We start from the raw sequence: 23,547 nt of genomic DNA, 5'->3' as shown, positions 1-23,547 counted from the left end.
TTACCCCTGGATGCCGGGGATGTCCGACTCCGAGGTCACCTGATCGATGATGGGCTCCTGTCGCTCGACGAGATCCAGCTGGTCGACGGTGAACTCCGCCGCCTCGTAGGTCGTCTGGTCGGGGAACTCGTCGGGCATCTCCAGCTCGCCGGCCCGGATCGGGCGGACGAACGCGTCGAAGAACAGCCGCTGGCCCTCCAGTGAGAGAACGAAGTCCATGAACAGCTTCGCCGTCTCCGGATTCGGTGCGCCGTCGAGCATGCCGTAGCCGTACGGGATGTTCATCGCTCCGGCGTCGCCCTCGGGGCCGGGCAGGATCGCGACGCCGACGTTCTCCGCGGGCACCTCCTCGTGGTTGTACTTCATCTCCAGGGCGGTGTAGTCGTACTGAGCGACCGCCGAGACCTCGCCGCTGGTGAAGTCGCCGGTGATGTTGCGACGCACGTCTGCGCCTTCCGCGGCGATGTCATTGTAGTAGTCGACGACCGGCCCCAGATCGTCCATCGTCCCGCCGTAGGCGTTGTTGATCGACAGCGCCGTCGCCAGCCCGTTGGCCGAGTGGGGCGGGGTCACACAGAAGTCCTTGGCGGCGTCGGGGTGTTTGAACTCCTCCCAGCTCTCGGGCTCGCCCAGCCCGCGCTCCTCGTAGATGTCCTTGCGGTAGGTGACCGCCGTCGTCATCTGCCGGGTCGCGGTGAGGTGGCCGTTGTCCGTCTTCAGATCCGCCGGAACGGCGTCCCAGTTGGCCGGCTTGTAGTCCGTGGTGAACCCCTCTTCCATGGCGGTGATACCGAACGAGTAGCCGCCGTTGTACGCCGAGTGGGTAGGGTTCTCGGCGTTCGATCGGATGTGTGTGAGCGCCTCGCCGGAGGTGCGCTGATCGTCGTTCAGATCGACGCCGTACCGCTCGTCGAAGGCGTCCATGACGGCACCCCAGTTCGACCACCCCGTCTGGACGGCGTAGATGTAGAGTCTGTCCGAGGGGAAGTCGCTCTCGCTGACGGTCGTCTGGTAGTCCCCGTGGCCGACCTCGTAGGTCTCGCCGCCACCGCCGCCGATGGCTTCGGTGCCGCTACACCCTGCGACCGTGGCGGCCGTCGCCGAGCCCGCCACGGTCAGGAACCCGCGTCGTGTGTGATCTGTCACACGCGGTGGTCCGGCAATCCCGATAAAGGTGTTTTATATTACATCTCTATACCGCGATCGTCGGGTGGGGACGGTACGTCGTGGTACCGACCGGGCGTGAGGGATATATAGACGCCGGGCCGCTGGGCCGGCCGAGGGGATCCCGCTGTCAGATCGACTGTCCCGCTACTCGTCGGCGAGACGGCCGGGCGTCCACTCGCCGTCGAAGCCCTCGTGGGTGAAGGCCCTGGCGTCGTCGCCCGCGTAGGTGGCCACGAGCTGGCCGTCGCCTTCGAGGTGGTACTTGTAGGTCGTCAGCCCGGCCAGGCCGACCGGGCCGCGAGCGTGGATCTTCCCCGTCGAGATGCCGACCTCCGCGCCGAGGCCGTAGCGGTAGCCGTCGGCAAAGCGCGTCGAGGCGTTGTGGAAGACGCTCGCGGCGTCGATGCCGGTCATGAACAGCTCGGCGGTCTCGGCGTCTTCCGTGACGATCGACTCGGTGTGCTTCGAGCCGTGAGCGTTGACGTGCTCGACGGCCTCGTACACGTCCGAGACGACCTTGATCGACAGTTCGAGGTCGCCGTACTCGCTGTCCCAGTCGTCGTCGGTCGCCTCGCCCACGTCGACGATCTCGCGGGTCGCCTCGTCACCGCGGAGTTCGACGCCGGCCGCCTCGTAGCGCTCGACGATGGCCGGCAGGAACGTCTCTGCGACGCTGTCGTCGACCAGCAGCGTCTCGACGGCGTTACAGACCGCCGGGTACTGGACCTTGGCGTCGAAGGCGATCTCCTCGGCCTGTTCGAGCTCGGCGGCCTCGTCGACGTAGACGTGACAGATCCCTTCCGTGTGCCCCAGCACGGGGATCTGGGTGTTGTTCTGAATGTAGGAGACGAACTCCGAGGAGCCACGGGGCATCAGCAGGTCCACCTTGTCGTCCATCTCCAGCAGCGCGTCGACCTCCTCGTGGGCTTCGATGAGCTGGACCCAGCCGTCGGGCAGATCGGCGGTCGCCTCGCGGATGAGTTCGTAGAGGACGCGGTTGGACTCGCTGGCCTCGCTGCCGCCCTTGAGGATGACGGCGTTGCCGGACTTGAGCGCGAGGGCGGCGATCTGGACCAGCGCGTCCGGCCGCGACTCGAAGATCGTGCCGACGACGCCGATCGGCACGGCGACCTTGTACAGTTCGAGGTCCTCGTCCAGCTCCCGGGCCGCAAGCGTCTCGCCGAGGGGATCTTCCTGTTGGCCGACGCTCTCGACCATCTCGGCGATGCTGTCGAGTTTCGCGTCGTCGAGCTTCAGTCGGTCGACGAGCGCCTGGGTGTACTCGCCGCGTTCGAGCATGGCTTCAGCGGCCTCCACGTCGGTCGCGTTGGCCTCGCGGATCTCGGCCTCGTGGTCGCGAATGGCGTCGGCGATCGACTCAAGCGCCGCGTCGCGTGTCGCCTCGTCGACGTTCGCCAGCCGCAGTGCGGCGTGCTGTGCATCGGTCACCTGGGATTCGGTGTCGTACTCAGTCATCTGTGGCTCCGTTTATCGGGACGAATAGCGTGCCCACCGATTTGGCAGTAGCGATCCGTTCCAGCACGTCGCGGTCCGCCGAGCCGGCGATGATCGCCGGTGTGCCGTGTTCGCTCACGTCGCGCGCGCCCTCGACTTTCGTCTGGATGCCGCCGAACTCGGCGGTCGTGCTGTCGTCGACGAGCGACTGGACGGCGTCGTAGTTCGCGCCGACGGCCTCGATCAGCGCCGCGTCGTCGTCGTCTTTCGGGTTGCCCGTGTAGACGCCGCCAACGTCGGTCAGGGTCACCAGCAGGTCGGCGTTGACGCCGATGGCGACCGACGCCGAGAGCATGTCGTTGTCGCCGATCTGGATCTCCTCGGTCGCGATCGCGTCGTTCTCGTTGATGATCGGCACGATCCCCCAGTCGAACAGCGTCTCGATAGTGTTGCGGACGTTCGTGAACCGTTCGGGGTTGGCCAGATCGTGCTCGGTCAGCAGGATCTGTGCGACCGTCTGGTCGTAGCGGTCGAAGCTCTGGGTGTAGTGGCGCATCAGGTGGCTCTGTCCGACCGTCGAGAGGGCCTGGCTCTCCTCGACGGTCTCGGTCTCCTCGTCGATCAGCCCCTTGCCCGCACCGACCGCGCCAGACGAGACCAGCAGCACGTCTTTCCCCCGCTTCCGGAGGTCCATGATGTCGCTGACCAGCTTGTCGAGTTTCACGCGATCGAGCTGGGAGTCGTCGTCGGTCAGCGAGTTCGTCCCCGCCTTGACGATCACGCGCCGGGCGTCGGCGGCCTGCTCGCGCGCCTGCTCGACGGTCGCCTCGCCGACGCTTTCGATCGCCGACTGCTCACTCATCGTCGAACTCCTCGGCGAGTTCTCTGGACCGCTGCTCGGCGGCTTCGACGGCCTCGATGACCGCCGCGTCGGCGTCGCTGTCCCACAGGACCTCCATCCCCTCGATGGTGGTCCCGTTGGGCGAGCAGACGGCGTCGATGAGCTCGGAGACGCTTCGGTTGTCCCGGAGGACCGTCTCGGCTGCGCCCTTGAACGTCTGGGCCGCCAGCGTCTCGGCCTGCTCGGGGTCGAGACCGCCGTCGATGCCGGCCTCTTTCATCGCGTCGATGAGGTAGAAGGCGAAGGCCGGGCCGCTGCCGTTGACCGCCGTCGACACGTCCATCAGCTCCTCGTCGATCTCGACGAACTCGCCGACCGCGTCCAGCAGTTCCCGCACGTCGTCGTCGATCCCCGCTCGGGTGGCCGCCGCGGCCATGTCGCCGGTCTCGGCCGCCAGGTTCGGCATGATCCGGACGACGGTCGCGTCGGTCTCGCCCGCGACGAACGACCGCGAGACGCCCGCCGCGATGGTGAGAAGCGACTGGTCCGGTCGGAGATCGAGATCAGCGAGGACTGCCGAGACCGCCTTCGGTTTGACTGCCAACACGACGATCTCTGCCTCCCGGGCCGCGTCGATGTCGTCGGTCGTCTCGTCGGCGTCGTCGGCGACTGACGCCAGCGCCTCGGGATCGAGGTCGATCGCTGTCACTTCGTAGGCTCCGGTCTGGGCGAGCCCCTTCACGAAGGCCCCACCCATGTTGCCACAGCCGATAACGCTCACGTGTGTCATCCTATCTTCACAGGGGAGACTGAGGTACATACCAACTACGGCTTCATCCGAGCAGCGCGACGCTGCCCGCTCGACCACACGCTACCCGACCTCACGCGGTGTACTGCTCGACGAGCGAGCGCAACTCGTCTTCGCCCTGGACGCCGACGATCTCCTCGACCTGCTCGCCGTCGGTAAAGAGGACGAGCGTGGGCACGCCACGGACGCCGTAGGCCGTCGCGAGCTGCTGGTTCTCGTCGACGTCGACTTTCGCCACGGCGGCGTCTGTCTCGGCTGCCAGTGTCTCGACGATCGGTTCGAGCATCTGGCAGGGGCCACACCAGTCGGCGTAGAAGTCTGCCAGAACGACCTCGTAGTCGGCGACCGCGTCGTCCAGCTCGGACTGGCCGTCGACGTGGACTGGCTCCGTGGGCGTACCTGCTCCGGCTTCGATATCGGTTGTCATCACTCAACCGTAGGTGCCTCTCGTAGTTAAGAGTTTTGGACGTACTAAACAATACTGTCCCCAGCACGAGCCGGCCGACGACGGGCTATCGCACTACCTACGGCACGTGCGACTCGGGAGCACGAAGACGGTGAAAATCCACAGCGGCCGGTCTCAGCGGGAGGGGCGTCGCGTGGGGGCTTCGTACGGATTATTGTCGCCGTTCGCCCGGCCGACCGCACGACGGCGTGGGGCCGCTCCGGGAACGATCGACGACAAGCCTATCAGTGGTCCGTCGAACTGGGGGCTCAGCCCTCGACCGACGGCGCTGTCGCGTCGCGATCCTCGTACTTCGTCTCGAACTCCTGAATGAGCTGGCCCATCTTCGCGTACCAGTCGTTGAGGAGCCGCTGCATGTCGTCCGCGATGTTCGCGGGGTCGGTCGGTCTGTAGACGTGGTAGTACCCTCCCTGGTCGTAGTTGACCTGTTCTTTCTGGATGAATCCGGCCTGGAGGAGCCGCTGTACGGCCCGGTACGCGGTCGAGCGCTCACGGTCGACGGCGTCTGCGATCTCGTCGACGGTGAGCGCGTCCTCGGTGTCGACGAGCGCCTGAAAGACCTCTCGATCGAGCTGTTTGAGTCCGTGGAAACACTCCAGAAGCCCCTCACACTCCATGTCCCGCTGAAGCTGTTCAGACATCGAATCTGGCATCGGTATCGAGTGAACGTACGGTCTACCGCGTTAAAAGACTTGTGTGCGAATCTCACAATGCCGCACGAACTCCTGCTGGCAGATCGACGACGCGAGTCATACGGACAGTTGTAGGCGTTTACCTAGTCGACCGCACGACAGAGTGCGATCGGTCTGGTAAAGACCTACAACTTTCCGTATCAGTGGCGGACACTGTGGCTCGTGTGGCCGTCGATGTTGTCTCTTTCGCGAGCTATCACTCGACGGACGGGTCCCGCCAGTCCGCACGACGGCCGACAGTCTCGGCTCGTCGACGCATCCAGGCGATCGCCGCTGCGGGGGAGACGATCACCGAGAAACCGCGACAGTCGTCAGGTCCACTCCGGTTCGAGCGCGTCGAGCAGGCTGTCGATCTCGCTGCGGGTGTTGACCGCGTGGACCGACGCGCGGACTGCGTTCGGTGTCGGCAGAGCGCGAACGACGATCCCTCGCGAGGCGAGGCGATCGACCGTCGCCTCGGGGTCGTCGACGCCGATCGTGACGAGTCCCGACTCCGGCTCCACCGGACTGTGGAGTCGTTCGTTCGGGACGCCGTCGGTCAACTGCTCGGCCAACTCCTGAATCTGGTTCGCGATGCGGTCGACGCCGACCTCCTCGATCACGTCGATCGCCTCGGCCAGCGCGACGTGTGGCGCGGGATTCGACGAGCCGACCTCGAATCGGCCCGCACCGGGTACGAACTCGTATGGATCTGCCGTCGGTGTCTCGACGCTTCGGTAGCCGACTGTCGCGGGCCTGAGCGATTCTGCGGACGCCCGGTCGACGTAGAGGAAACCACCGCCCCACAGCCCAAGCAGCCACTTGTGGCCGGCCGCCGCGACGGCGTCTGCGCCCCACTGGGCGACGTTCATCGGGAGCTGACCCGGCACCTGTACGGCGTCGACGAGCGCGAACGCGCCGGCCTCGTGGGTGATCTCGACGAGGTCCGCGACGGGCAGGCGAGTGCCGTGCGTCCACGTCACGGCACTGAAACACGCGAGCCGCGCCCCGTCGACGGCCGCGGCGAAGGCGTCGCGGTCGACCCGTCCGTCCGCGGTCTCGACGACGCGAACCTCGACGCCGTCTCGTTCCAGCCGTTGCCACGGGAGCGTCCCGGCCGGATGTTCGAGATCGGTCCGAACGACCACGTCACCGGGCTGCCAGTCGATCGCGTTCGCGACGGCGTTGATGCCGGCAGTCGTACTCTCCGTGAGCGCGATCTCGGGGGGCGCTGCACCGACGAAGTCAGCGACCCGTTCTCGGGTCCGGTCGTACGCGTCGAACGCCACGTCGTACGGATCGTTTCGAGCGCTCGTCTCGTACTCGTGTCTCCGGACGAACTCGTCGGCCGCTTCGACGACGTACCGTGGGCTCGGTCCGTGAGCGCCGAAGTTCAGGTAGATGTCCTCGTGCAGGGCGGGCGTGTCGGCGCGAAGTTCTCTGGGATTCATCTCTTCTGGGCGGATCCCCTGGCTCCGAACTCGATCGCAGCTTCGGAGTGTCGCTCGGCGGCCTCGATGTCGCCGTCGAGTGAAACGACGCCGTCTCTCTTCGGCATCTGTGTTGCCATTGGCAGATACTACGGGCCGTCGGTTTAATAGTCTTGGGTAAAACACACAATACAATTTGACTCGGGTCCGGACCCGCCGTCGAAAACGAGCGGCAGTGTCGAACCTGCCGGTGCCATTAGCGGGACTCTCCGGACGGGCGCTCGCGTCCGATCGCGCCCAGCAGTGCCAGCAGGTAGCCCAGCCCGTACTGCACGTCCGGCTCGCGCAGTCTGCGAAGCAATCCGAGGAGACCGACGCGGTCAGCCGGTTCCTGCTCCGCTTTCCCGACACTGTCAAGTAGCGTCTCGATTCCGTCACGAGTATCGTCGTCCGTGGCCGTCTGCGCGACCTCGCCGAGTCCAGCGCCGGTGCCGGCCAGCGATCTGACCATCTCGTCGTCGAGCGCCGCGGTCGCCAGCGAGCCTACTTCCGCGAGTTCGGCCAATTCGTCGAGCGTTCCGCTCTCTTGCAGTGCGAGCAGGGTGTCGAGTGCGTCCTGTAGCTCGTCGCCGTTCTCCCCGACTGTCTCGGCCAGCGCGACGGTCTCGTCGGTCGCGAGCCCGTCTGCGGACTCGGCGAGGGTCGACCCCGTGGCCGAGAGCTCGCGGACCATTTCGTCGTCGAGCGCGCTCTCGCCCAGCGAGAGCACGTCCAGTAGCTCGTTGACGGCGTCGAGGTGTTCCACGAACTCGGCGACGGCTTCGGGGTTCTGTTCGATCGCTGCTTCGAGCTCGGGTTGCTCAGCGGCGCGCTCCCCGGACATCGTCAGAGCAACCCCCGTGCAGTCAGCCAGTACGTCTCGTTGTACGCTAGCTTCGACCAGTGGAGTTTCTCCGAGGGCGGTGCGGGCGACGGCGGCGTCTCGTAGTCGAACTCGACGAACGACGCCGCGTCCATCCCCGTCTCGATGAAGCACAGCGTCTTGCCATCGTAGGTCGCCGTCGCCGGCCGATCGCGGATCTCGCTGGCGAGGCGCTGGCCGACGACGCCGGCCTGGTAGTGGGCGACGCTGCCCGCGTTCGGGACGCCGGTGTCGGCGGTGTCGCCGAGCGCGTAGACGTTCTCGGCGGCCTCGGCTTCCAGCGTGTGCTTGTCCACGTCGACCCAGCCGTCGTCGCCGAGGCCCGCCGCCGCGATCAGGTCGACGCCGGCGTGGGGCGGGATCGTCACGAGGAGGTCGTAGTCGAGTTCGGTCCCCTCCATGGACGTGATGGTCTCGGCCTCGGGGTCGACCGCCTCGGCGTTGAAGAACGTCTCCACTTGGATGTCCCGTTCCTCCATGATCGGACGGGCCCACTCGGCGATGTGGGGATTGCCGTGGACGCGCTGGATCGGGTACGTGTAGGTGATATCGATCTCCTCGCGGAGGCCGCGCTCGCGGAGCCAGTCGTCGGCCATGAAGACGAACTCCAGCGGTGCCGCCGGGCACATGTGGGGCGTCCCGATGACGCTCAACACGAGCCTGCCCTCGGTCAGAGACAGCAGTTCGTCGCGCAGGTCGACCGCGCCGGACTCGCTGTAGTAGTCGTGGCCGCCGTCGACGAGGCCCGGAATCTCCTCCGGTACGAGCGTCGATCCGGTCGCCAGCACGAGGTAATCGTATTCGATGACGTCGTTGCCCTCCATGCTCTCCAGGCGCTTGGCGTCGGTGTCGATCTCGGTCACGCGATCGATCCGGATGTCGACCCGATCGTCGACGAGGTCTTCGAGCGGCCGCCGGCCGTTGTCGGGCTCGCGCTGGCCGAACGGCACGTACAGCCAGACCGGCTTGTAGACGTGGTCGGCGTCGTCGTTGATCAGTGTGATCCGCACGTCTCCAGCGTCGAGTTCGGGTTCGAGTCGGTCAGCGAGATCGTTCGCGAGGACGGACCCACCGGTCCCGCCGCCGACGATGACGACGTGCTCGGTCATGCTTTCTCCACGTAGAACTCGCGGTGGTCGTCGAGCTCTTCGACGGCGCGCAGTTCGTTGCCGGCTTCCTCGGCCCACTCGGGAACGTCGGACAGTGACTGCTCGTTGTCGCTCAGCAGGCGGATCACCTCGCCGGAGTCGGCGCTCCGAATGGCTCCGATGAGGTCCATCAGTGGGCCGGGGCAGGCTGCGCCTCTGGCGTCGACGGTTTCGTCGGGTTCGATGTCGGTCATAGATCGCTCACAGGTAATCGTTGGGTCCCGAGCGTATTAGTATTGTACATCAATTCCAAGACTCTGGGAATCAAAGGTTCGGACGGACCCATCCTGATACGGATTATTGTAGCGATTTACCGGTGATAGTCGCCACGGAGTAGACGATCACCGGTAAGCAACTACAATAAACCGTATGAGGGAGTCCGGCGACAGCGTGATCGAGCTGTCACCTGTCACTCTCGTTGGTCTGGGACTGCCACGTCGCCGGCAGCTGCGTGTAGACGACCGCGTTGTCGACGAGCACGTCGACGGGCACGTACTCGTCGGGCGCGTGGACGGTGTCGGTGCCGAGCGCGAACTCGACGGTCGGAATGCCCGCGTGTCGGAGTTTCTTGGCGTCGCCACCGCCCGTCGCACTCCGTCGAAAGATCCGCGTTTCCGTCACGTCCGCCGCCGTCTGTGCGACTGCTTCGACGAGCGGGCTGTCGGGTGCCTCGGCGGTGCCGACGCTCCAGGAGACGTCGGCGATCGTGATGCCAGCACAGTCGGCGACGCACTCTCGAATGCCCGCCAGTACGTCGGGCGTGTGGACACCCGCAGTCAGGCGCACGTCGATCTCGGCGCGGGCAGACTGCGGAACGCTGTTTATCGCGTCGCCGCCTTCCAGAACTCCGAGATTGATCGAGGGGTACCAGAACAGATCGCGAGCGACGGCCTCGCCCATCGACGGCGCGTAGTACTCGACGGACTCGTCGACGATGGCTGCCACGTCCGGTTCGATTTCGAGTCGCTCGGTTCCGAACCGCTCGCGCACGGTCTCGACGGCCTCGTAGAGCCGATCGATCGCGTTGACGCCGAGTCCTGGCCGGGAGCCGTGGGCCCCTTCGCCGCTGGCTTCGAGCGTCAGCCAGATGCTGCCCCGGTCGGCGACCGTGACGGCGTGACGATCTACCGTACAGGTCGGTTCGCCGATCACACAGGCGTCGGCGTCGAGCATCTCTGCGTCCAGTAGCGCCGCCAGCCCGGCGTCGCCGCCGACTTCCTCGTCGCTCACGAAGGCGAACAGGAGATCCACGGGCGGAGTCGCGTCGGTCGCTGTGAATGCCCGGATCGCGAACAGCATCGACGCCACGGCACCTTTCATATCGGTCGCACCGCGCCCGTAGACGCGTCCGTCGGCGTCCTCCCCGAGCGGGTCGCGTGTCCACGCGTCGGCGTCGAACGGCACCGTATCGAGGTGGCCGTTGTACAGCAGCGTGTGGTCTGACACGCCAGGCACCCGAACGAGGAGGTTCGGTTTCGCCGGATCGGCAGCAAAACGCTCGACGTCGACCGGGAGCGGTTCGAGGAACTGTTCGATCTCGGTGACGATCTCGCGCGTATCGCCAGGCGGGTTCGACGTGTCGATCGCGAGGAGATCGAGGGCGAGTCCGACCAGCTCCTCGCGGTGGGCTCGCACGTACTCTGCGGGCGTAGTGCCGGTCATGTCTTGGCGTTCGATCGGAAGAAATAAAAACGGGCTAGTCAGCCGCGGAGGTCTGCTGGCGGTGCGTCACGCGCAGCGACGACAGCGCCGTATAGAGGATCGCGAGCGCGACGACGACTGCCGCGCCGACGACGAGCACTAGTCCGAGCAGCTCGAGTGCCGGGCTCCCGACGTAGGAGCCGACCTCGCCGACGCCGACGGCAACGGCACCGACCAGTAACATCCCGCCGAAGTAGATCTTGATGCCGTCGGCGTCGACGACGGCGGTCGCCGCCGAGCCGACACGGGCACCGAGTGCGCTGCCCAACAGCAGCGGTGCGACGATACCGAGGTCGACGCCGCCACCCTGTCCGTAGAGGTAACTCCCGAGACCGCCGGAGAAGACGATCTCGAAGAGGTCCGTCCCGACGGCGACGGGCACGGGAACGCCGATCGCGTAGATCATCGCCGGCATCCGGATGAAGCCGCCACCGACGCCGAGAAAGCCCGACAGGAGGCCGGTCGCGAAGGCGACGGCCGTGATGACCCACGCGGACACGCGGATGTCGCCTCGGAGCGTCACCATCGGCGGAATCCGAACGGTTCGTTGAATCGTTTTGGCGATGTCGGGGATCTCGTACTCGCTGAGGTCCTTGTCAGCAGCCTCGTGATCGATGCGATCCCCGCCGTCACCGCCCAGGGCGTCACGGGTCACCATCGCCCCGACGCCGCCGAGCAAGACGACGTACGCGACGCTGATGATCCCACCAGCCAGTCCCAGCGATTCGAGGTAGTAGACGCTGGCGCGCCCGACCTCGATACCGATGGTCGTGCCGGTAATCATGATCACGCCCAGCTTGTAGTCGACCTGTCCGAGGTCGTGGTGCTTCAGGGTCGCGATGACGGCCGTCCCGAAGACGAACGCCATCCCGCTGCCGACTGCAACGGGGGCAGGGTAATCGAGCATCAGCAGGGCGGGGGTGACGAGGAACGACCCGCCCATGCCGAAGAATCCGAACAGGACGCCCACGACGAGCCCGAATCCGACGAACAGCGCGAGCATTTCGGGGCTCGTCCCCAGAATCCCGGACCCGCCGAGCAGGCTATCGAGCATTCGTCTCACCTCCGACCAGGAGTTCCATCAGATAGGGGCCAAAGAGTCGTTCGAGACTCCCATAGCCCACGTACAGCACGATCGACTCCAAGAGGATCGCGCCGATGAGCACTGCCGTTTCGGGGTCCCACGTGGGTATCTCTAGTCCAGCCATCGATTCTCCCTCTGACGTTCGACCGCGGAAATTCGTTGTTGGCACATTTCTGCTCACCTTCCCCTATCCGGCTCGACCCTATAACGGTTTTGGGGATACTATACAATACTATATTCGAGTAACCTTCGCTGGAGTACCGATAACGTATGGAGAACGTATCCACCTCTCGGCGGCGTTCCAAGCGCACCTCGTCGCCCGGACGGTGGCTGTCGCTCTAGTAGCCATTGAAAATCAATGTACACCCGATCGCACGACTGCAGTGCGATCGATATGTAAACCGTTTCAATTGTTACTATATCACACGTTGGAGTGACCGACCGAGAGCTAGCGGGGTGGCTGTCAACGATGGATCGTGTCCCGGCCCTGCCTACAGCAGCAGGGACGCGGCGACGTACGCGAGCACGAACGAGAGGACGAACGACCCTGTCCACGCTCCCACAGTCACGAGTATCTTCCGTGCGTCTACCGCGTCGCGTCCGCCGACGGCGGCACCGCTTCCGATGATGGCGCTGACGACGATCTCGTTGAACGACACCGGAACGCCCAGCAGGACGGCCAGTTGTGCGATCAGGAACGACGGCACGAGTGCCGAAATGGAGCGTCGCGGTCCCAGCGAGGAGTAGTCCCGTGCCAGCGACTTGATCATCCGGGGCGCGCCCGTCCACGACCCGGCGAGCATCCCCAGCCCGCCGCCGACGAGCACGGTCATCGTCGACACCATCCCGATCTCGTCGAGCAGGGGCACCAACGGTCCGACGGCGAGGCCGACCTGACTCCCGCCCGCGGAGAAGGCGACGAGCGAGCCGAGCGCGAGCAGGACGCGCCGCAGGCCGCCGCGTTCGTCACGGCGAACGTCCCATCGGACGACGGCGGCGACGGCCAGCGCGACGACGCCGGTCACGACGATCCCCGACGCGAGACCGTCCACTGCCAGCACGCGTTGCCCGAGCCCGCGGACCGTCCCCGACGTGGCCCCCTCGCCGAGGAAGCTGAACTCGACGTTCGCGAGGACGGCACTGACGAGAGCTCCGAGGGCCGGGATGCTGTCCCGCTCGGCAACGTCGGGACGGGGCAGGAGGCTGGCGATGACGAACGCGATGCCGCCGCCGACGACGGGCGTCAACACCCAGACGGCGGCGATCTGCTGGTACTTCGGCCAGACCGGCGTCCCGCCCAGCGCGAGGCCGACGCCGACGACGGCACCCGTCACGGTGAACGCGGTCGCGATCGGATAGCCCGTCGCGATCCCGACCGCCATCAGCCCCGCGCCCAGCACGAGCACGAGGATGACTCCGGCGACGGGCAGACTGATGCCGCCCACGAGACCGCTCCCGACCGCTTTCGAGACGCTCCCGCCCTGTGTGACTGCCCCTGCGAATCCGAAGATGCCGACCAGAAAGGCGGCCCGCATCGTTCCGATGGCGTTCGCGCCGACGGCTGGTGCGAAGGGAGTCGCGCCGCTCGATCCAGCGCCGATGACCCACGCCATGAACAGGCTGGCGAGCGCTGCACCGACGAAGAGAGCGATGAGAGCGGGGTCCATAGAACGTGGTCAGTCTACGCCCGTTACGGCGGTGTCACGTGCCTGGCTGCGGCTCCGCCAGTAGCCCTGGGCGTACGCGCCCAGGAACATCCCGGCCAGCGCCCAGAGGATCGTGACGTTGCCGACGCCGAGGCTCGCGTACGCGGCACCCGGACAGATGCCCGAGAGTCCCCAGCCGACGCCGAAGATGGCTCCGCCGACGAGGACGTTCCGGTCGAACGGCTTCAGGCGACGCTCGTAGCGGTCGCCCGTCAGGGGTGCCGCGTCCCGAATCCGGGGCATCACTGCGAACGCGATCCCGGAGACGATGGCCGCGCCGAACATGACGAACAGCAGTCCGAAGTCCTCGAACTGGAGGAAGTTCAGCACCACTTCCGGACGCGCCATCTGACTGAACCCGAGTCCGAACCCGAAGATCAGGCCGCCGACGAAGATCAGCGGCTCGAACAGCGGATGTCGGTCGTCGCTCACGTGTCGCTCCCTCCGTTCGCTCCCGTTCGCGTCTGTCGAGGCCTCTCGCTGGTCGGCCTCGCTGCCCACGTGTCGCTCCCTCCGTTCGCTCCCGTTCGCGTCTGTCGAGGCCTCTCGCTGGTCGGCCTCGCTGCCCACGTGTCGCTCCCTCCGTTCGCGCCTCGATGCGCTCGCGTCTCGCACATCACGGGCTCACCCCCAGCGCGGCGACGACCTGTGCCGTCCCGATCGCCACCGTCAGGAAGGTCGCGACGCCGACGAGCGAGGTCTTCGACGCCGAGCCGACGCCACAGACGCCGTGGCCGGACGTACAGCCCTTCCCGATCCGAGTGCCGATGCCGACGAGGACGCCGCCGACGAACAGCCGCCACGGCTGGACGTTCGTCGTCCAGAGCGTCACCCCGCCGACTTCGTACAGTTGCCCGGTCGTCCCCGGCTGGTAGAGCGCCGTCGACACCAGACCGGACTGGACGGTCGCCGCGAACAGGGTCGCCCCGAGGATGATGCCCAGCGTGAACACCACGCGCCAGTCCCGCGAGCCCACGTACTGCTGGAACCGCGACTGGTCGGAGACGTACGACAGCGTCGACTCCAGGAACGTACTCGCCCCGGCCGGAATGCCGGTCCCGACGTAGATCACGACCGCGCCGAGTCCGACGAGCAGTCCGCCGACGGCGTAGCGGCTGATCCCGTTGGGAAACAGCTCGGCGGTCACCTGAAGCGCGAGTGGATCAGTCACTATCGCCCTCCTCAGTCATCCGCCAGCGAGCTCTGGCTCGCGGCGCAGTTGTTCGGGCCGAGTTCGAGCGTGAACGCCGCTTCGTCGTCGACGGCGTTCTGGCCGAGGTTCGTCGCGATGATCTCCTCGTAGTTGGCCGGCCGCGGCGGCATGTCCGAGAGGATCAGGTCGACGAACGCCTCTTCGTCCATCGTGAGCGCGTCCATCTCCGCGACGAGCTCGCCGATTGGGGCGGTGTAGGTGCCGTCGTCGTCGGGTTCGGCGGCGTCGCTGAAGTGGGCTCCGCCGATCAGCGTGTCGTCGGGCAGCGTCAGCACGCGCTCCTGTAGGGACTCGTAGAGCGTGCGCGCGGCATCCGGAGCGCCCTCGTCGCCCTCTTCGAGGTCGGGGCGAGCGACGCTCTCGACGAACAGCCCGTCGCCGGTCGCGAGCAGGCTGTCGTCGATCAGATACGAGGTCATCCCGGTCGTGTGGCCGGGCGTGTGGACGGCCTCGATGGTGGCGTCGCCGACCTGGAAGGTGTCGCCGTCCGCGGCCGTTGTCAGTTCGTCTGCATAGGTAACGCCGCGGTCGACGGCCGCCTCGGGAATGACGCCCTCGACACCCTCGTCGTCGAGGGCACGCACGCCCGAGATGTGGTCGGCGTGGATGTGGGTGTCCAGCGCGTACTGGAGGTCGACGCCGAGGTCGTCGGCGTCCTGCCGAGCCTGCGAGGCAGGGCTCGCGGAACGGAGTTCCGCGGCGTCCGCGAGGTAGCGGTCCGTGAACGCCCGCAGCGGGTCGATGATCGCTGCCTCCCCGTCGTCGTAGAGGAGGTACCCCAGGCAACCCGAAGAGGGCCGCTGGTACTGGAGCAGCGTGCCCGCGCCGTCGTAGCGCTCGACCTCGACGGCCTCGTAGATGCTCGCCCAGCCGTTCATCCCGTCTTCGAGGTGGTCCACCTCGTAGCCCTGTTCGACGAGCGTGCCCGCGACGTACTCGCTGGCACCGCCCTTCGCACAGAGGACTGTCACTTCGCGGTCGTCGGGGATCCGGTCGAGCACGCTCTCGTCGATCTCGTCGTCGAGGAACTCGAAGTAGGGGACGTTGATCGACGTGACGCTCTCGCCGTCGATCCGCCACTCCTCGTAGTCCGCGCTCATCCGGGCGTCGAGTAGCGTGACGTCCTCGCCGTCGTCGATTCGATCCTTCAGCGTCTCCGGCGCGACGCTCGCAACGTCGGCGTCGGGAGTCGGGAAGTCTTCGGCGTTCATGTCGTACACCCCCAGCTATCGGATCGACGCACAAAAGGGTTTGCAAAGAATTTCACTAACTACACAATATAGTGGTCTGGGAAGAAGCGGAGAAGCCCTCTAAAACCCTATTAAAGGAATTTTGTGGGTATTTCTGTCTATCTTCGACTGTATGGACTGTTGTAGTACACACAATAACCAACATTCTTTTAACCTCGAAGACGATATTGTGTGATAGCTCCAATACGACTCAACGGAGCAGAGACACTATGAGTGCTGAATTCGACATCGCGGAGACGCTCGACGTGAAAGGTGCATCGTGTCCCATGCCAGTGGTGAAAACGAAGTCCGCCATCGACGACCTCTCCGAGGACGCCGTCCTCGAAGTGCTGGCGACCGACGCCGGCAGCATGAGCGACATCGACGGCTGGGCCTCCGGAACCGAGGGCGTCGAGCTGCTCGACCAGGAGGAAGGCGACGACGTGTACAGACACTACGTCCGCAAGACGGAGTGACGATGAGCACGGACACGCCAGACGCGCCCGGCGACGAGATGCCCTCTCGCGCGGAGCTCGCCGCGCGCGTCGACGAACTGGAAGACGCGCTCGCCGAGGCCACCGGCGAGGACGACGGCAAGAAGATGAGCATCATCGCCACCAAAGGGACGCTGGACATGGCGTACCCGCCGCTCATCCTCGCCAGCACTGCCGCCGCCTTCGGCTACGAGGTGACGGTCTTTCACACGTTCTGGGGGCTGGAGATACTCCACGAGGAGCGCTCGAAAGACCTCAAGCTCAGCTCCGTGGGCAACCCCAACATGCCCGTCCCGAACGCCGTCGCCGCGCTTCCCGGCATGGACCGCGTCACGACGAAGATGATGGAGAAGAAGATCGCGGACAACGACACCGCCACCATCGAGGAACTCGTCGAGACGAGCCTCGACATGGGCGTGGAGTTCCAGGCCTGCCAGATGACGATCGATCTGATGGACTACGACGAAGCGGAGTTCTACGACGGCGTCACGACCGGCGTCGGCGCTGCGACGGCGCTGCAGGACATGGCCGACGCCGACATCCAGCTTCTCGTCTGACCCTCACTATTTTTAGGTACTCCTAAGAATGGAAAGTCTTTTGTGTTATTAGGCTGGCCTAAACTTCATGGACGGCGACGAGACACAGTCCGACGTACCGACGCGGCGCGAATACATGAAATACGGCAGCGCAGTCGTTGCCGGCGGACTCCTCGCCGGTTGCAGTGAGCAGTCCGGTTCCGAAGCGACACCGACACAGTCGAGTACTCCCGCGGCATCGACGCCGACGGAAACGTCGACACCGGAGACAGAGCGCTACTCTGTCACGATGGAACCGGTCGGCACGCTCGAATTCGACGGCGTCCCGGAGAGAGTCGCACCGTTTACCGCCGACTACATCGACATGATGGTGGCGCTTGGCCACGGTGACGCCGCCCAGTCCATCTGGTACCAGGGTCGGTACAAGACGATCCACTACGAGGAGCTCGACGGCGTTTCGATCGACCTCGACTCGCTCACGCAGATCTGGAACGACGGCATCTCGAAGGAGACGTTCTACGACATCGACGCCGACCTCCATCTCATGGATCCCTCCACAGTCACCGACTGGTTTCAGGCCTGGGATCAGCGGGATCTCGAAGAGATCCGAAGCAACGTCGCCCCCTTCATCGGCAACGTCATCTTCCGGCGGACGGACTCGTGGCACGACTACCGGTACTACTCGCTGTACGAGGCCTTCGAGAAGGTCGCCGAGGTGTTTCAGGAGCGCGACCGGTTCGAAGCGATCCGGTCGATGCACGACGAACTGGTCGCGACGGTCCAGTCGCGTCTCCCCGCCCCCGACGAGCGGCCAAACGCCGCGCTCGTCTTTGCCGGCGAAGAGCCCGAAGAGTTCTCGCCGTATCGGCTGTCGGGCAACGGTGCGAACAAGGAGCACTACCACACGCTGGGGTTGTCAGATGCGTTCGCGGGGAGCGGCGTCGACGGGCTCTCCACGACCGACAGGGGGACCATCGACTACGAAACGCTGCTGGAGATCGATCCCGACTCGCTGCTGTTGCGCTATCACAAGCGGGGGAAGAGCCGCGAGGAATTCGAGGACACGATCCTCTCGTACATGCAGGACCATCCGGTCGGCAGCCAGCTGACCGCCGTTCAGGAGGAGCGGGTGTTCCGTGGCGGTCCGATCTACGCGGGGCCGCTTCACAACCTCTTCATGATCGAGCGCTACGCGACCGGCTACTTCCCAGAGGCGTTCTCCGAGGACGAACTGTTCGATCGACAGCGCCTCGCGGATATCATCAACGGCAACGTCTGATACGGAAAGTTGTCGTTGCTTACCGGTGAGCGTCTACCCCGTGGCGACGCCCACCGGTACATTCCGACAACCGTCCGTACGACCGCTATCCGGTTCGGCGCGCACCTCGACCGTGGTCGTCGATCGCGTGTCCCAGCACGCTGGCTGGTCGGGCTACTCGCGCTGTCTGCCGTCTGGTACAGCGGTCGTTCCGACGGTGAGACAGCTCCCAGTAGGCCACGGCGGTGTTCAGATAAGAGATAGAGAGTAACAGGCACGGAAAGCCCTCGTGCAGTTGCGGTCCCGCGACTCGCTGCGCGCGCTTCGCGTGCTTGTTCCGAGAGAGCAAGCTCTCTCGACGTTCGCCTCTCTTCGTTCGGCTCACCTTCGTCGGGGTTCCCGCAACTGCACTCGCCCTTTCATCCACCAGGGTTCAGACTGTGAGGCAGCCGAATCCTGGCGGATGGAAGGGCGAGGCTCGGTAGCCCGATCTGCGGCGGCACTATTCGACCGGTGGGAGAATATCCGCCACAGATCGGGCCAGCGGGCCGAGGGCTTTCCGTGTCTGCAACTCAGAAAATACAGCGGCTTATCTGAACACTATCGTAGGCCACGGACCGTAGCGTTTTGTCTCCGGGGTTCAATTATCAACCATCCATGTCCACGTCACGTACGCGCGACGCTCGTCGTCGACGCTCTCTCTCGTCCCGCCACGACGAAACGGCCTGCGACTCACTCGCCGGTCGCTGATGGCTCTGGACTCACTCGCGTCTGCACGCATTCTGCTGGTCGGGTCCTCGGAGTGGGTCGACGACGCTGCGACCGCGTTCGACGAGCGGACGACGCTCCTGCGGGCCGACACCGCCGACGCGGCGCTCACGCTGGTCGCCGAGCAGTCGCCGGACTGTCTGGTCACGGCGTACGACCTCCCCGACTCGACCGGGGTCGCCCTCCTGGGAGACGTTCGCGACGTGGCCCCGACGCTCCCGGTCGTCGTCGGCGCGGCCGACGGCAGCGAATCGGCGGCCAGCGACGCGATCGCCGCTGGCGTCGACGACTACGTCGTGATCGACGAAGCGGCCGACCGACCGAGCGACGCGCTCCTCGACCGGACGAGAGCGGTGCTGGAAGCGACGCCGGACAGCGACCGGCACGAGCGACGGGCACGCCAGTTCGAGGCGGTGTTCGGGGACGCGCGGACCGCGACGTGGGTGCTCGACCCCGACGGCTCGCTCGTGCGAGCGAACCAGACCGCTCGCGAGATCGGCGACGACGCGGCGTCGGCACAGACGGGCGGCCCGTTCTGGACGCTCCCGTGGCTGTCGGGCGACGAACGCACTAGGGCCGACGTGCGACGCCTCGTGGAGCGTGGCGTCGACGGGGCGTTCGCCCACGCCGTCGTCACGCTGGCAGCGATCGACGGGCCGTCGCGAGTGTTCGACCTGTCGGTCCGGCCGGTCGACGACGGCGGCAGCGTCGATTCGATCGTCGTCGAGGCCGTCGACATCACGGACCGGGTCGAACTCGAACGCGACCTTCGCCGATCCGAGGAACTCCACCGAGTGACGCTGAACAACATGACCGACACCGTCCTCATGACCGACGAGGACGGGGAGTACACGTACGTCTGCCCGAACGTCCACTTCATCTTCGGCTACACGGCCGCGGAGATCCGCGAGCAAAAGCCCATCGAGGAGCTGCTGGGGGAGGACCTCTTCGACCGCGAGGAGCTGGCTCGGCGTGGCGTCTGCAAGAACATCGAGTGTACGGCCACGGACAAGGCCGGACGCGAGCACACGCTCCTGGTCAACGTCCGGGCGGTGTCGATCCAGGACGGGACGCTCCTCTACAGCTGTCGGGACATCACCAAACGCAAGCGCCGCGAGGACGCGCTGGCCGCGCTGCACGGGACTGCACGGCGATTTCTCTACGCGGAGACCCACCAGGAGATCGCACAGCGCGTCGTCGACGACGCCCCGGCAGTCCTCGGCGTCGACGCCGTCGCGGTGTACCTGTTCGACGACGCGGCCAACGAACTTCGGCCGGCGGCGTACTCGCCGTCGGCGACAGAGCTACATGGGCCGCTCCCGACGGTCGCGGTCGACGACGAGACGCTGCCGGGACACAGCTTCGTCGCGGACGACACGCTGTTTTTCGACGACGTTCACCATGCGGACCGACTGGACAACCGGGCGACGGAGTTTCGCGGGACGACCTACATCCCGCTGGGTGACCACGGCGTGTTCGTCGCCGCCTCGCCCGAGGTCGGTGCCTTCGACGACGTGACCCGTGAGCTGGCGGACCTGTTCGCCGCGACCACCGAGGCGGCGCTCGATCGCGTGGCCCGCGAGGCACAGCTCCGCGAGCGAGATCGGCAACTCCAGCGCCAGAACGAGCAGCTGTCGGCGCTGAACCGCATCAACGACACGATCCGCGAGATCGGGCGGACGATCGTGCGAGCGGAGACCCGCGAGGAGATCGACCGGGCGGTCTGTGAGCGACTGACCGACGGCGACCGGTTCAGCTTCGCGTGGGTCGGCTCCGTCGACCCCGCACGCGAGGTCCTCGAACCGCGGGCCTGGGCCGGCGACGAGCAGGGGTATCTCGACTGCCAGTCGTTCGCCGTCGGCGCGTCCGACGCCGAACCGTCCGGCCAGGCCGCGGCGACGGACACCGTGACTCTGGAGACGAACGTCGCGGCCGGACTGCGAGACGAGCCCTGGCGAACGGAGGCGCTCCGGCGCGATTTCACGTCCGTCCTGAGCATTCCGCTCGTGTACAACGACCTCAGCCACGGCGTCCTCTCGGTCTACGCCGACTCGAAGGACGCCTTCGACGAGACGGCGCGGGCGGTGCTCGCCGAACTCGGCGAAACGATCGCGTCGGCGCTCAGCGCTCTCGAACGGAAGAACGCGCTCCTCACGCCGTCGGTCACCCGCGTCGAGTTCGCGGTCGACGATCCGACCTTCCTCCTCTCGCGGCTCGCCGACCAGGCGGGGTGTACGGTCAGCTATCAGGGCGGCATCCGACAGACCGACGCGGGCAGCGCTCTCTTTCTCACCGTCGAGGGTGCGCCGGTCGACGCCGTCGTCGACCACGCCGCCGAGATGGCGGCGGTCGACGAGGTGCAGGCGGTCAGCGCCGACGAGAACGGCGGCGTCGTGCGGCTCGTCGTGGCGCGCTCTCTCGCACAGGAACTGGCCGACCACGGCGCGCTCCTCCGGGCGGTCACCGCCAGTCAGGGAGGCACCGAACTCCGTGTCGACGTGCCAGAGCGCATCACCGTGCGGGAGATCTCGGAACTGATCGGCCAGACGGTGTCGAACGTCGCACTCCGCTCCAGACGGAGCGTCGAGCGACCCACACAACACGACGTTCGCTCGACTGTCCTCGACGAGATGACCGAGCGGCAACTGGAAGTGGTCCAGACCGCCTACTACAGCGGGTTCTTCGAGTCGCCCCGAGAGACCAACGGCAAGGAACTCGCGGCGATGCTCGACATCTCCCCACCCGCGTTCTACCAGCACGTCAGAGCCGTCCAGCGGAAGCTGTTCACGGCGGTGTTCGAGGCACACGGACTCCTGGAGTCTGGTAGGTTCAATAGTTAACTACGGCCACTGCCATACACCTCGATAGTGAACCACTGAATACTCCCTAAAACACCTAATACTCATTAACTGAGTGCCGCCGCTACTGGCACTCGTGATCCTACATGAGAGATGTCAACCAGGAGCCCGAGGAAGAGACGCCGTACGAGTGCTTCGACTGTGGAACGATCGTCGTCACCGAGGACAACCCGACCGCCTGCCCGGAGTGTGGCGGCGAGATACGGAACCGCCTGACACCGATCGAGTGATGGCCTCAGAATCAGTAGCGGCCGACCGCAACGACTCGGAAGCGGCGTCGGACACGGAGTCCGCCGTCGAAACGGCGCGCCGACAGCTCCACCGAGCCGCGGCCCACCTCGACATCGATCCCGCCATCGTCGAGCGGCTCAAACACCCAACGAAGGTCCAGGAAGTCACCGTCCCCATCGAGCGTGACGACGGCTCCGTCGAGGTGTTCACGGGGTATCGAGCCCAGCACGACAGCGTCCGTGGACCCCACAAGGGCGGTCTCCGGTACCACCCCGAGGTGACCAGAGACGAGTGTGTCGGCCTCGGGATGTGGATGACCTGGAAGTGCGCGGTCATGGACATCCCCTTCGGCGGAGCGAAAGGCGGGATCGCAGTCGACCCCAAGCGACTCAGCGCGTCCGAGAAAGAGCGCCTCACGCGTCGATTCGCCGAGGAGATCCGCGACAGCATCGGCCCGAACAGGGACATTCCGGCCCCGGACATGGGCACCGATCCACAGACGATGGCCTGGCTCATGGACGCCTACTCGATGCAGGAAGGCGAGACGGTGCCCGGCGTCGTGACGGGGAAACCGCCGGCCGTCGGCGGGAGCTACGGCCGCGACGAGGCCCCCGGCCGGAGCGTCGCGATCGTCACCCGCGAGGCCGTCGAGTACTACGAGACGGACCTCTCGTCGACCACGGTCGCGATCCAGGGGTACGGCAGCGTCGGCGCGAACGCCGCCCGACTCCTCGACGACTGGGGCGCGACGGTCGTCGCCGTCAGCGACGTCAACGGTGCGATCTACGATCCGGACGGCCTCGACACCCACTCGATTCCCAGCCACGACGAGGAGCCAGAGGCGGTTACGCGCCAGTCGGTCCCCCACACGATCACCAACGGCGAACTCCTCGAACTCGACGTCGACGTGCTCGTTCCGGCCGCGCTCGGCAACGTCCTGACGGCCGAGAACGCCGCCGACGTGCGGGCCGACCTCGTCGTCGAGGGTGCCAACGGACCGACGACCAGCGCCGCAGACGAGATCTTCGCCGACCGCTCGCTCCCCGTGATCCCCGACATCCTCGCGAACGCGGGCGGCGTCACGGTGTCGTACTTCGAGTGGCTCCAGGACATCAATCGCCGCTCCTGGTCCAGAGAGCGCGTCAACGACGAACTCGAAAGCGAGATGCTCGCCGCGTGGCGCGACGTTCGCGACGCGTTCGACGAGCGAGACGTTCGGTGGCGCGACGCCGCCTACACCGTCGCCCTGGAGCGCATCGCAGCGGCCCACGAGGCCAGAGGTCTCTGGCCCTGAGCTGTTCACTCTGCCCGGCTCCCGCCGGGGAAGACGAGTGTGACGGCGCTCCCTCGTGGCTCGGCGACCAGATCGTCACGACCCGCGTGAGATCGAGCGTCGCGTGCGTCGGCGGTTCGGTCAGCAACTCGACGATCTCGCGTTCCTTGTTCGCCTGCGTGAGCAGTCGCTCGACCGCGTCTTCGATCGGCGCTGCGAGTTCTGCGACCTCCTTCGACGCACGAGCGTCGATGATCTCTGCCCGTCCCTGGATGACGTTCAGCGCGT

The 23,547-nt window shown here is 66.0% G+C and carries 24 protein-coding genes; 6 read left to right on the top strand and 18 right to left on the bottom strand.

Translation table 11 applies throughout. The features are described 5' to 3' along the window. The 18 genes from HALKA_RS0115870 to HALKA_RS0115785 form a co-directional block, all read right to left on the bottom strand. Entirely contained in the window at positions 1–1,146 is a 1,146-nt protein-coding gene (locus HALKA_RS0115870) for an extracellular solute-binding protein (protein ID WP_018258924.1), read from the bottom strand. A 165-nt stretch (positions 1,147–1,311) separates the two neighbouring features. Further along, positions 1,312–2,643, bottom strand: a complete 1,332-nt coding sequence (locus HALKA_RS0115865) for a glutamate-5-semialdehyde dehydrogenase (protein WP_018258923.1) — start codon at positions 2,641–2,643, stop codon at positions 1,312–1,314. Then, positions 2,636–3,484: a glutamate 5-kinase gene (proB, locus tag HALKA_RS0115860; protein ID WP_018258922.1), complete on the bottom strand. Its 849-nt coding sequence runs from the start codon at positions 3,482–3,484 to the stop codon at positions 2,636–2,638. Before proB ends, HALKA_RS0115865 begins: the two co-directional genes overlap by 8 nt. Then, complete coding sequence (gene proC, locus HALKA_RS0115855; protein WP_080505851.1) at positions 3,477–4,253, bottom strand: pyrroline-5-carboxylate reductase; 777 nt, start codon at positions 4,251–4,253, stop codon at positions 3,477–3,479. The genes proB and proC overlap by 8 nt, the downstream gene beginning before the upstream one ends. Before the next feature lie 91 nt (positions 4,254–4,344). Then, a complete protein-coding gene (gene trxA, locus HALKA_RS0115850; RefSeq protein WP_018258920.1) occupies positions 4,345–4,698 on the bottom strand; it encodes a thioredoxin in 354 nt (117 codons plus the stop codon). Positions 4,699–4,985: 287 nt separating this feature from the next. Next, complete coding sequence (locus HALKA_RS0115845) at positions 4,986–5,390, bottom strand: helix-turn-helix domain-containing protein (protein WP_018258919.1); 405 nt, start codon at positions 5,388–5,390, stop codon at positions 4,986–4,988. A gap of 350 nt (positions 5,391–5,740) precedes the next feature. Continuing rightward, a complete protein-coding gene (locus HALKA_RS0115840) occupies positions 5,741–6,859 on the bottom strand; it encodes an aminotransferase class V-fold PLP-dependent enzyme (protein ID WP_018258918.1) in 1,119 nt (372 codons plus the stop codon). Next, complete coding sequence (locus tag HALKA_RS22195; RefSeq protein WP_018258917.1) at positions 6,856–6,978, bottom strand: hypothetical protein; 123 nt, start codon at positions 6,976–6,978, stop codon at positions 6,856–6,858. The genes HALKA_RS0115840 and HALKA_RS22195 overlap by 4 nt, the downstream gene beginning before the upstream one ends. Positions 6,979–7,094: 116 nt before the next feature. Beyond that, positions 7,095–7,721, bottom strand: a complete 627-nt coding sequence (locus tag HALKA_RS0115830) for a helical membrane plugin domain-containing protein (protein ID WP_018258916.1) — start codon at positions 7,719–7,721, stop codon at positions 7,095–7,097. 2 nt (positions 7,722–7,723) lie between these two features. Further along, positions 7,724–8,869, bottom strand: a complete 1,146-nt coding sequence (locus HALKA_RS0115825; protein ID WP_018258915.1) for an NAD(P)/FAD-dependent oxidoreductase — start codon at positions 8,867–8,869, stop codon at positions 7,724–7,726. Further along, on the bottom strand, positions 8,866–9,102 hold the full coding sequence (locus tag HALKA_RS0115820) for a sulfurtransferase TusA family protein (protein WP_018258914.1): 237 nt from the start codon (positions 9,100–9,102) through the stop codon (positions 8,866–8,868). The genes HALKA_RS0115825 and HALKA_RS0115820 overlap by 4 nt, the downstream gene beginning before the upstream one ends. A gap of 208 nt (positions 9,103–9,310) precedes the next feature. Further along, entirely contained in the window at positions 9,311–10,570 is a 1,260-nt protein-coding gene (locus tag HALKA_RS0115815; protein WP_018258913.1) for a M20 family metallopeptidase, read from the bottom strand. Between the two features lie 34 nt (positions 10,571–10,604). Continuing rightward, a complete protein-coding gene (locus HALKA_RS0115810) occupies positions 10,605–11,663 on the bottom strand; it encodes a sulfite exporter TauE/SafE family protein (protein WP_018258912.1) in 1,059 nt (352 codons plus the stop codon). Further along, positions 11,653–11,817 (bottom strand): DUF7512 family protein, encoded by a 165-nt coding sequence (locus HALKA_RS21505; protein WP_018258911.1) that lies wholly within the window; start codon positions 11,815–11,817, stop codon positions 11,653–11,655. Before HALKA_RS21505 ends, HALKA_RS0115810 begins: the two co-directional genes overlap by 11 nt. A gap of 367 nt (positions 11,818–12,184) precedes the next feature. Beyond that, positions 12,185–13,360, bottom strand: coding sequence for an inorganic phosphate transporter (locus HALKA_RS0115800; RefSeq protein WP_018258910.1), 1,176 nt, complete (start codon positions 13,358–13,360; stop codon positions 12,185–12,187). 9 nt (positions 13,361–13,369) lie between these two features. Further along, positions 13,370–13,831 carry a YeeE/YedE family protein gene (locus HALKA_RS0115795; RefSeq protein WP_026190361.1) on the bottom strand — a complete coding sequence of 154 codons (462 nt, stop codon included), beginning with the start codon at positions 13,829–13,831 and terminating at the stop codon, positions 13,370–13,372. A 184-nt stretch (positions 13,832–14,015) separates the two neighbouring features. Continuing rightward, the gene (locus HALKA_RS0115790; RefSeq protein WP_026190360.1) at positions 14,016–14,573 is read right to left on the bottom strand and encodes a YeeE/YedE family protein; all 558 of its coding nucleotides are present in this window, start codon (positions 14,571–14,573) and stop codon (positions 14,016–14,018) included. Positions 14,574–14,581: 8 nt separating this feature from the next. After that, positions 14,582–15,823 (bottom strand): MBL fold metallo-hydrolase, encoded by a 1,242-nt coding sequence (locus HALKA_RS0115785; RefSeq protein ID WP_026190359.1) that lies wholly within the window; start codon positions 15,821–15,823, stop codon positions 14,582–14,584. A 248-nt stretch (positions 15,824–16,071) separates the two neighbouring features. Here HALKA_RS0115785 and HALKA_RS0115780 point away from each other — a divergent pair, with 248 nt between their 5' ends. The 6 genes from HALKA_RS0115780 (at position 16,072) to gdhB (ending at position 23,280) form a co-directional block, all read left to right on the top strand. Continuing rightward, positions 16,072–16,317 (top strand): sulfurtransferase TusA family protein, encoded by a 246-nt coding sequence (locus HALKA_RS0115780; protein ID WP_015764169.1) that lies wholly within the window; start codon positions 16,072–16,074, stop codon positions 16,315–16,317. 2 nt (positions 16,318–16,319) lie between these two features. Then, positions 16,320–16,892, top strand: a complete 573-nt coding sequence (locus HALKA_RS0115775; protein ID WP_026190358.1) for a DsrE/DsrF/DrsH-like family protein — start codon at positions 16,320–16,322, stop codon at positions 16,890–16,892. A gap of 67 nt (positions 16,893–16,959) precedes the next feature. After that, complete coding sequence (locus tag HALKA_RS0115770; RefSeq protein ID WP_018258905.1) at positions 16,960–18,150, top strand: ABC transporter substrate-binding protein; 1,191 nt, start codon at positions 16,960–16,962, stop codon at positions 18,148–18,150. A gap of 728 nt (positions 18,151–18,878) precedes the next feature. Further along, positions 18,879–21,737: a bacterio-opsin activator domain-containing protein gene (locus HALKA_RS0115765; RefSeq protein ID WP_018258904.1), complete on the top strand. Its 2,859-nt coding sequence runs from the start codon at positions 18,879–18,881 to the stop codon at positions 21,735–21,737. Positions 21,738–21,841: 104 nt separating this feature from the next. Next, positions 21,842–21,985, top strand: coding sequence for a rubrerythrin-like domain-containing protein (locus HALKA_RS21125; protein ID WP_018258903.1), 144 nt, complete (start codon positions 21,842–21,844; stop codon positions 21,983–21,985). Further along, a complete protein-coding gene (gene gdhB / locus HALKA_RS22015; RefSeq protein ID WP_080505850.1) occupies positions 21,985–23,280 on the top strand; it encodes a glutamate dehydrogenase GdhB in 1,296 nt (431 codons plus the stop codon). Before HALKA_RS21125 ends, gdhB begins: the two co-directional genes overlap by 1 nt. The last annotated feature ends 267 nt before the right edge of the window (positions 23,281–23,547 follow it).

This window comes from Halomicrobium katesii DSM 19301 (assembly GCF_000379085.1).
Classification (GTDB): domain Archaea; phylum Halobacteriota; class Halobacteria; order Halobacteriales; family Haloarculaceae; genus Halomicrobium; species Halomicrobium katesii.
This window is presented reverse-complemented; position numbering and strand designations above follow the sequence as displayed.

Excerpts from the sequence above, each read along its gene's own strand:
- HALKA_RS0115865 (WP_018258923.1), bottom strand. The coding sequence starts at position 2,643 with ATGACTGAGTACGACACCGAATCCCAGGTGACCGATGCACAGCACGCC.
- proB (WP_018258922.1), bottom strand. The coding sequence starts at position 3,484 with ATGAGTGAGCAGTCGGCGATCGAAAGCGTCGGCGAGGCGACCGTCGAG.
- proC (WP_080505851.1), bottom strand. The coding sequence starts at position 4,253 with ATGACACACGTGAGCGTTATCGGCTGTGGCAACATGGGTGGGGCCTTC.
- trxA (WP_018258920.1), bottom strand. The coding sequence starts at position 4,698 with ATGACAACCGATATCGAAGCCGGAGCAGGTACGCCCACGGAGCCAGTC.
- HALKA_RS0115845 (WP_018258919.1), bottom strand. The coding sequence starts at position 5,390 with ATGCCAGATTCGATGTCTGAACAGCTTCAGCGGGACATGGAGTGTGAG.
- HALKA_RS0115840 (WP_018258918.1), bottom strand. The coding sequence starts at position 6,859 with ATGAATCCCAGAGAACTTCGCGCCGACACGCCCGCCCTGCACGAGGAC.
- HALKA_RS22195 (WP_018258917.1), bottom strand. The coding sequence starts at position 6,978 with ATGGCAACACAGATGCCGAAGAGAGACGGCGTCGTTTCACTCGACGGC.
- HALKA_RS0115830 (WP_018258916.1), bottom strand. The coding sequence starts at position 7,721 with ATGTCCGGGGAGCGCGCCGCTGAGCAACCCGAGCTCGAAGCAGCGATC.
- HALKA_RS0115825 (WP_018258915.1), bottom strand. The coding sequence starts at position 8,869 with ATGACCGAGCACGTCGTCATCGTCGGCGGCGGGACCGGTGGGTCCGTC.
- HALKA_RS0115820 (WP_018258914.1), bottom strand. The coding sequence starts at position 9,102 with ATGACCGACATCGAACCCGACGAAACCGTCGACGCCAGAGGCGCAGCC.
- HALKA_RS0115815 (WP_018258913.1), bottom strand. The coding sequence starts at position 10,570 with ATGACCGGCACTACGCCCGCAGAGTACGTGCGAGCCCACCGCGAGGAG.
- HALKA_RS0115810 (WP_018258912.1), bottom strand. The coding sequence starts at position 11,663 with ATGCTCGATAGCCTGCTCGGCGGGTCCGGGATTCTGGGGACGAGCCCC.
- HALKA_RS21505 (WP_018258911.1), bottom strand. The coding sequence starts at position 11,817 with ATGGCTGGACTAGAGATACCCACGTGGGACCCCGAAACGGCAGTGCTC.
- HALKA_RS0115800 (WP_018258910.1), bottom strand. The coding sequence starts at position 13,360 with ATGGACCCCGCTCTCATCGCTCTCTTCGTCGGTGCAGCGCTCGCCAGC.
- HALKA_RS0115785 (WP_026190359.1), bottom strand. The coding sequence starts at position 15,823 with ATGAACGCCGAAGACTTCCCGACTCCCGACGCCGACGTTGCGAGCGTC.
- HALKA_RS0115780 (WP_015764169.1), top strand. The coding sequence starts at position 16,072 with ATGAGTGCTGAATTCGACATCGCGGAGACGCTCGACGTGAAAGGTGCA.
- HALKA_RS0115775 (WP_026190358.1), top strand. The coding sequence starts at position 16,320 with ATGAGCACGGACACGCCAGACGCGCCCGGCGACGAGATGCCCTCTCGC.
- HALKA_RS0115770 (WP_018258905.1), top strand. The coding sequence starts at position 16,960 with ATGGACGGCGACGAGACACAGTCCGACGTACCGACGCGGCGCGAATAC.
- HALKA_RS0115765 (WP_018258904.1), top strand. The coding sequence starts at position 18,879 with ATGGCTCTGGACTCACTCGCGTCTGCACGCATTCTGCTGGTCGGGTCC.
- HALKA_RS21125 (WP_018258903.1), top strand. The coding sequence starts at position 21,842 with ATGAGAGATGTCAACCAGGAGCCCGAGGAAGAGACGCCGTACGAGTGC.
- gdhB (WP_080505850.1), top strand. The coding sequence starts at position 21,985 with ATGGCCTCAGAATCAGTAGCGGCCGACCGCAACGACTCGGAAGCGGCG.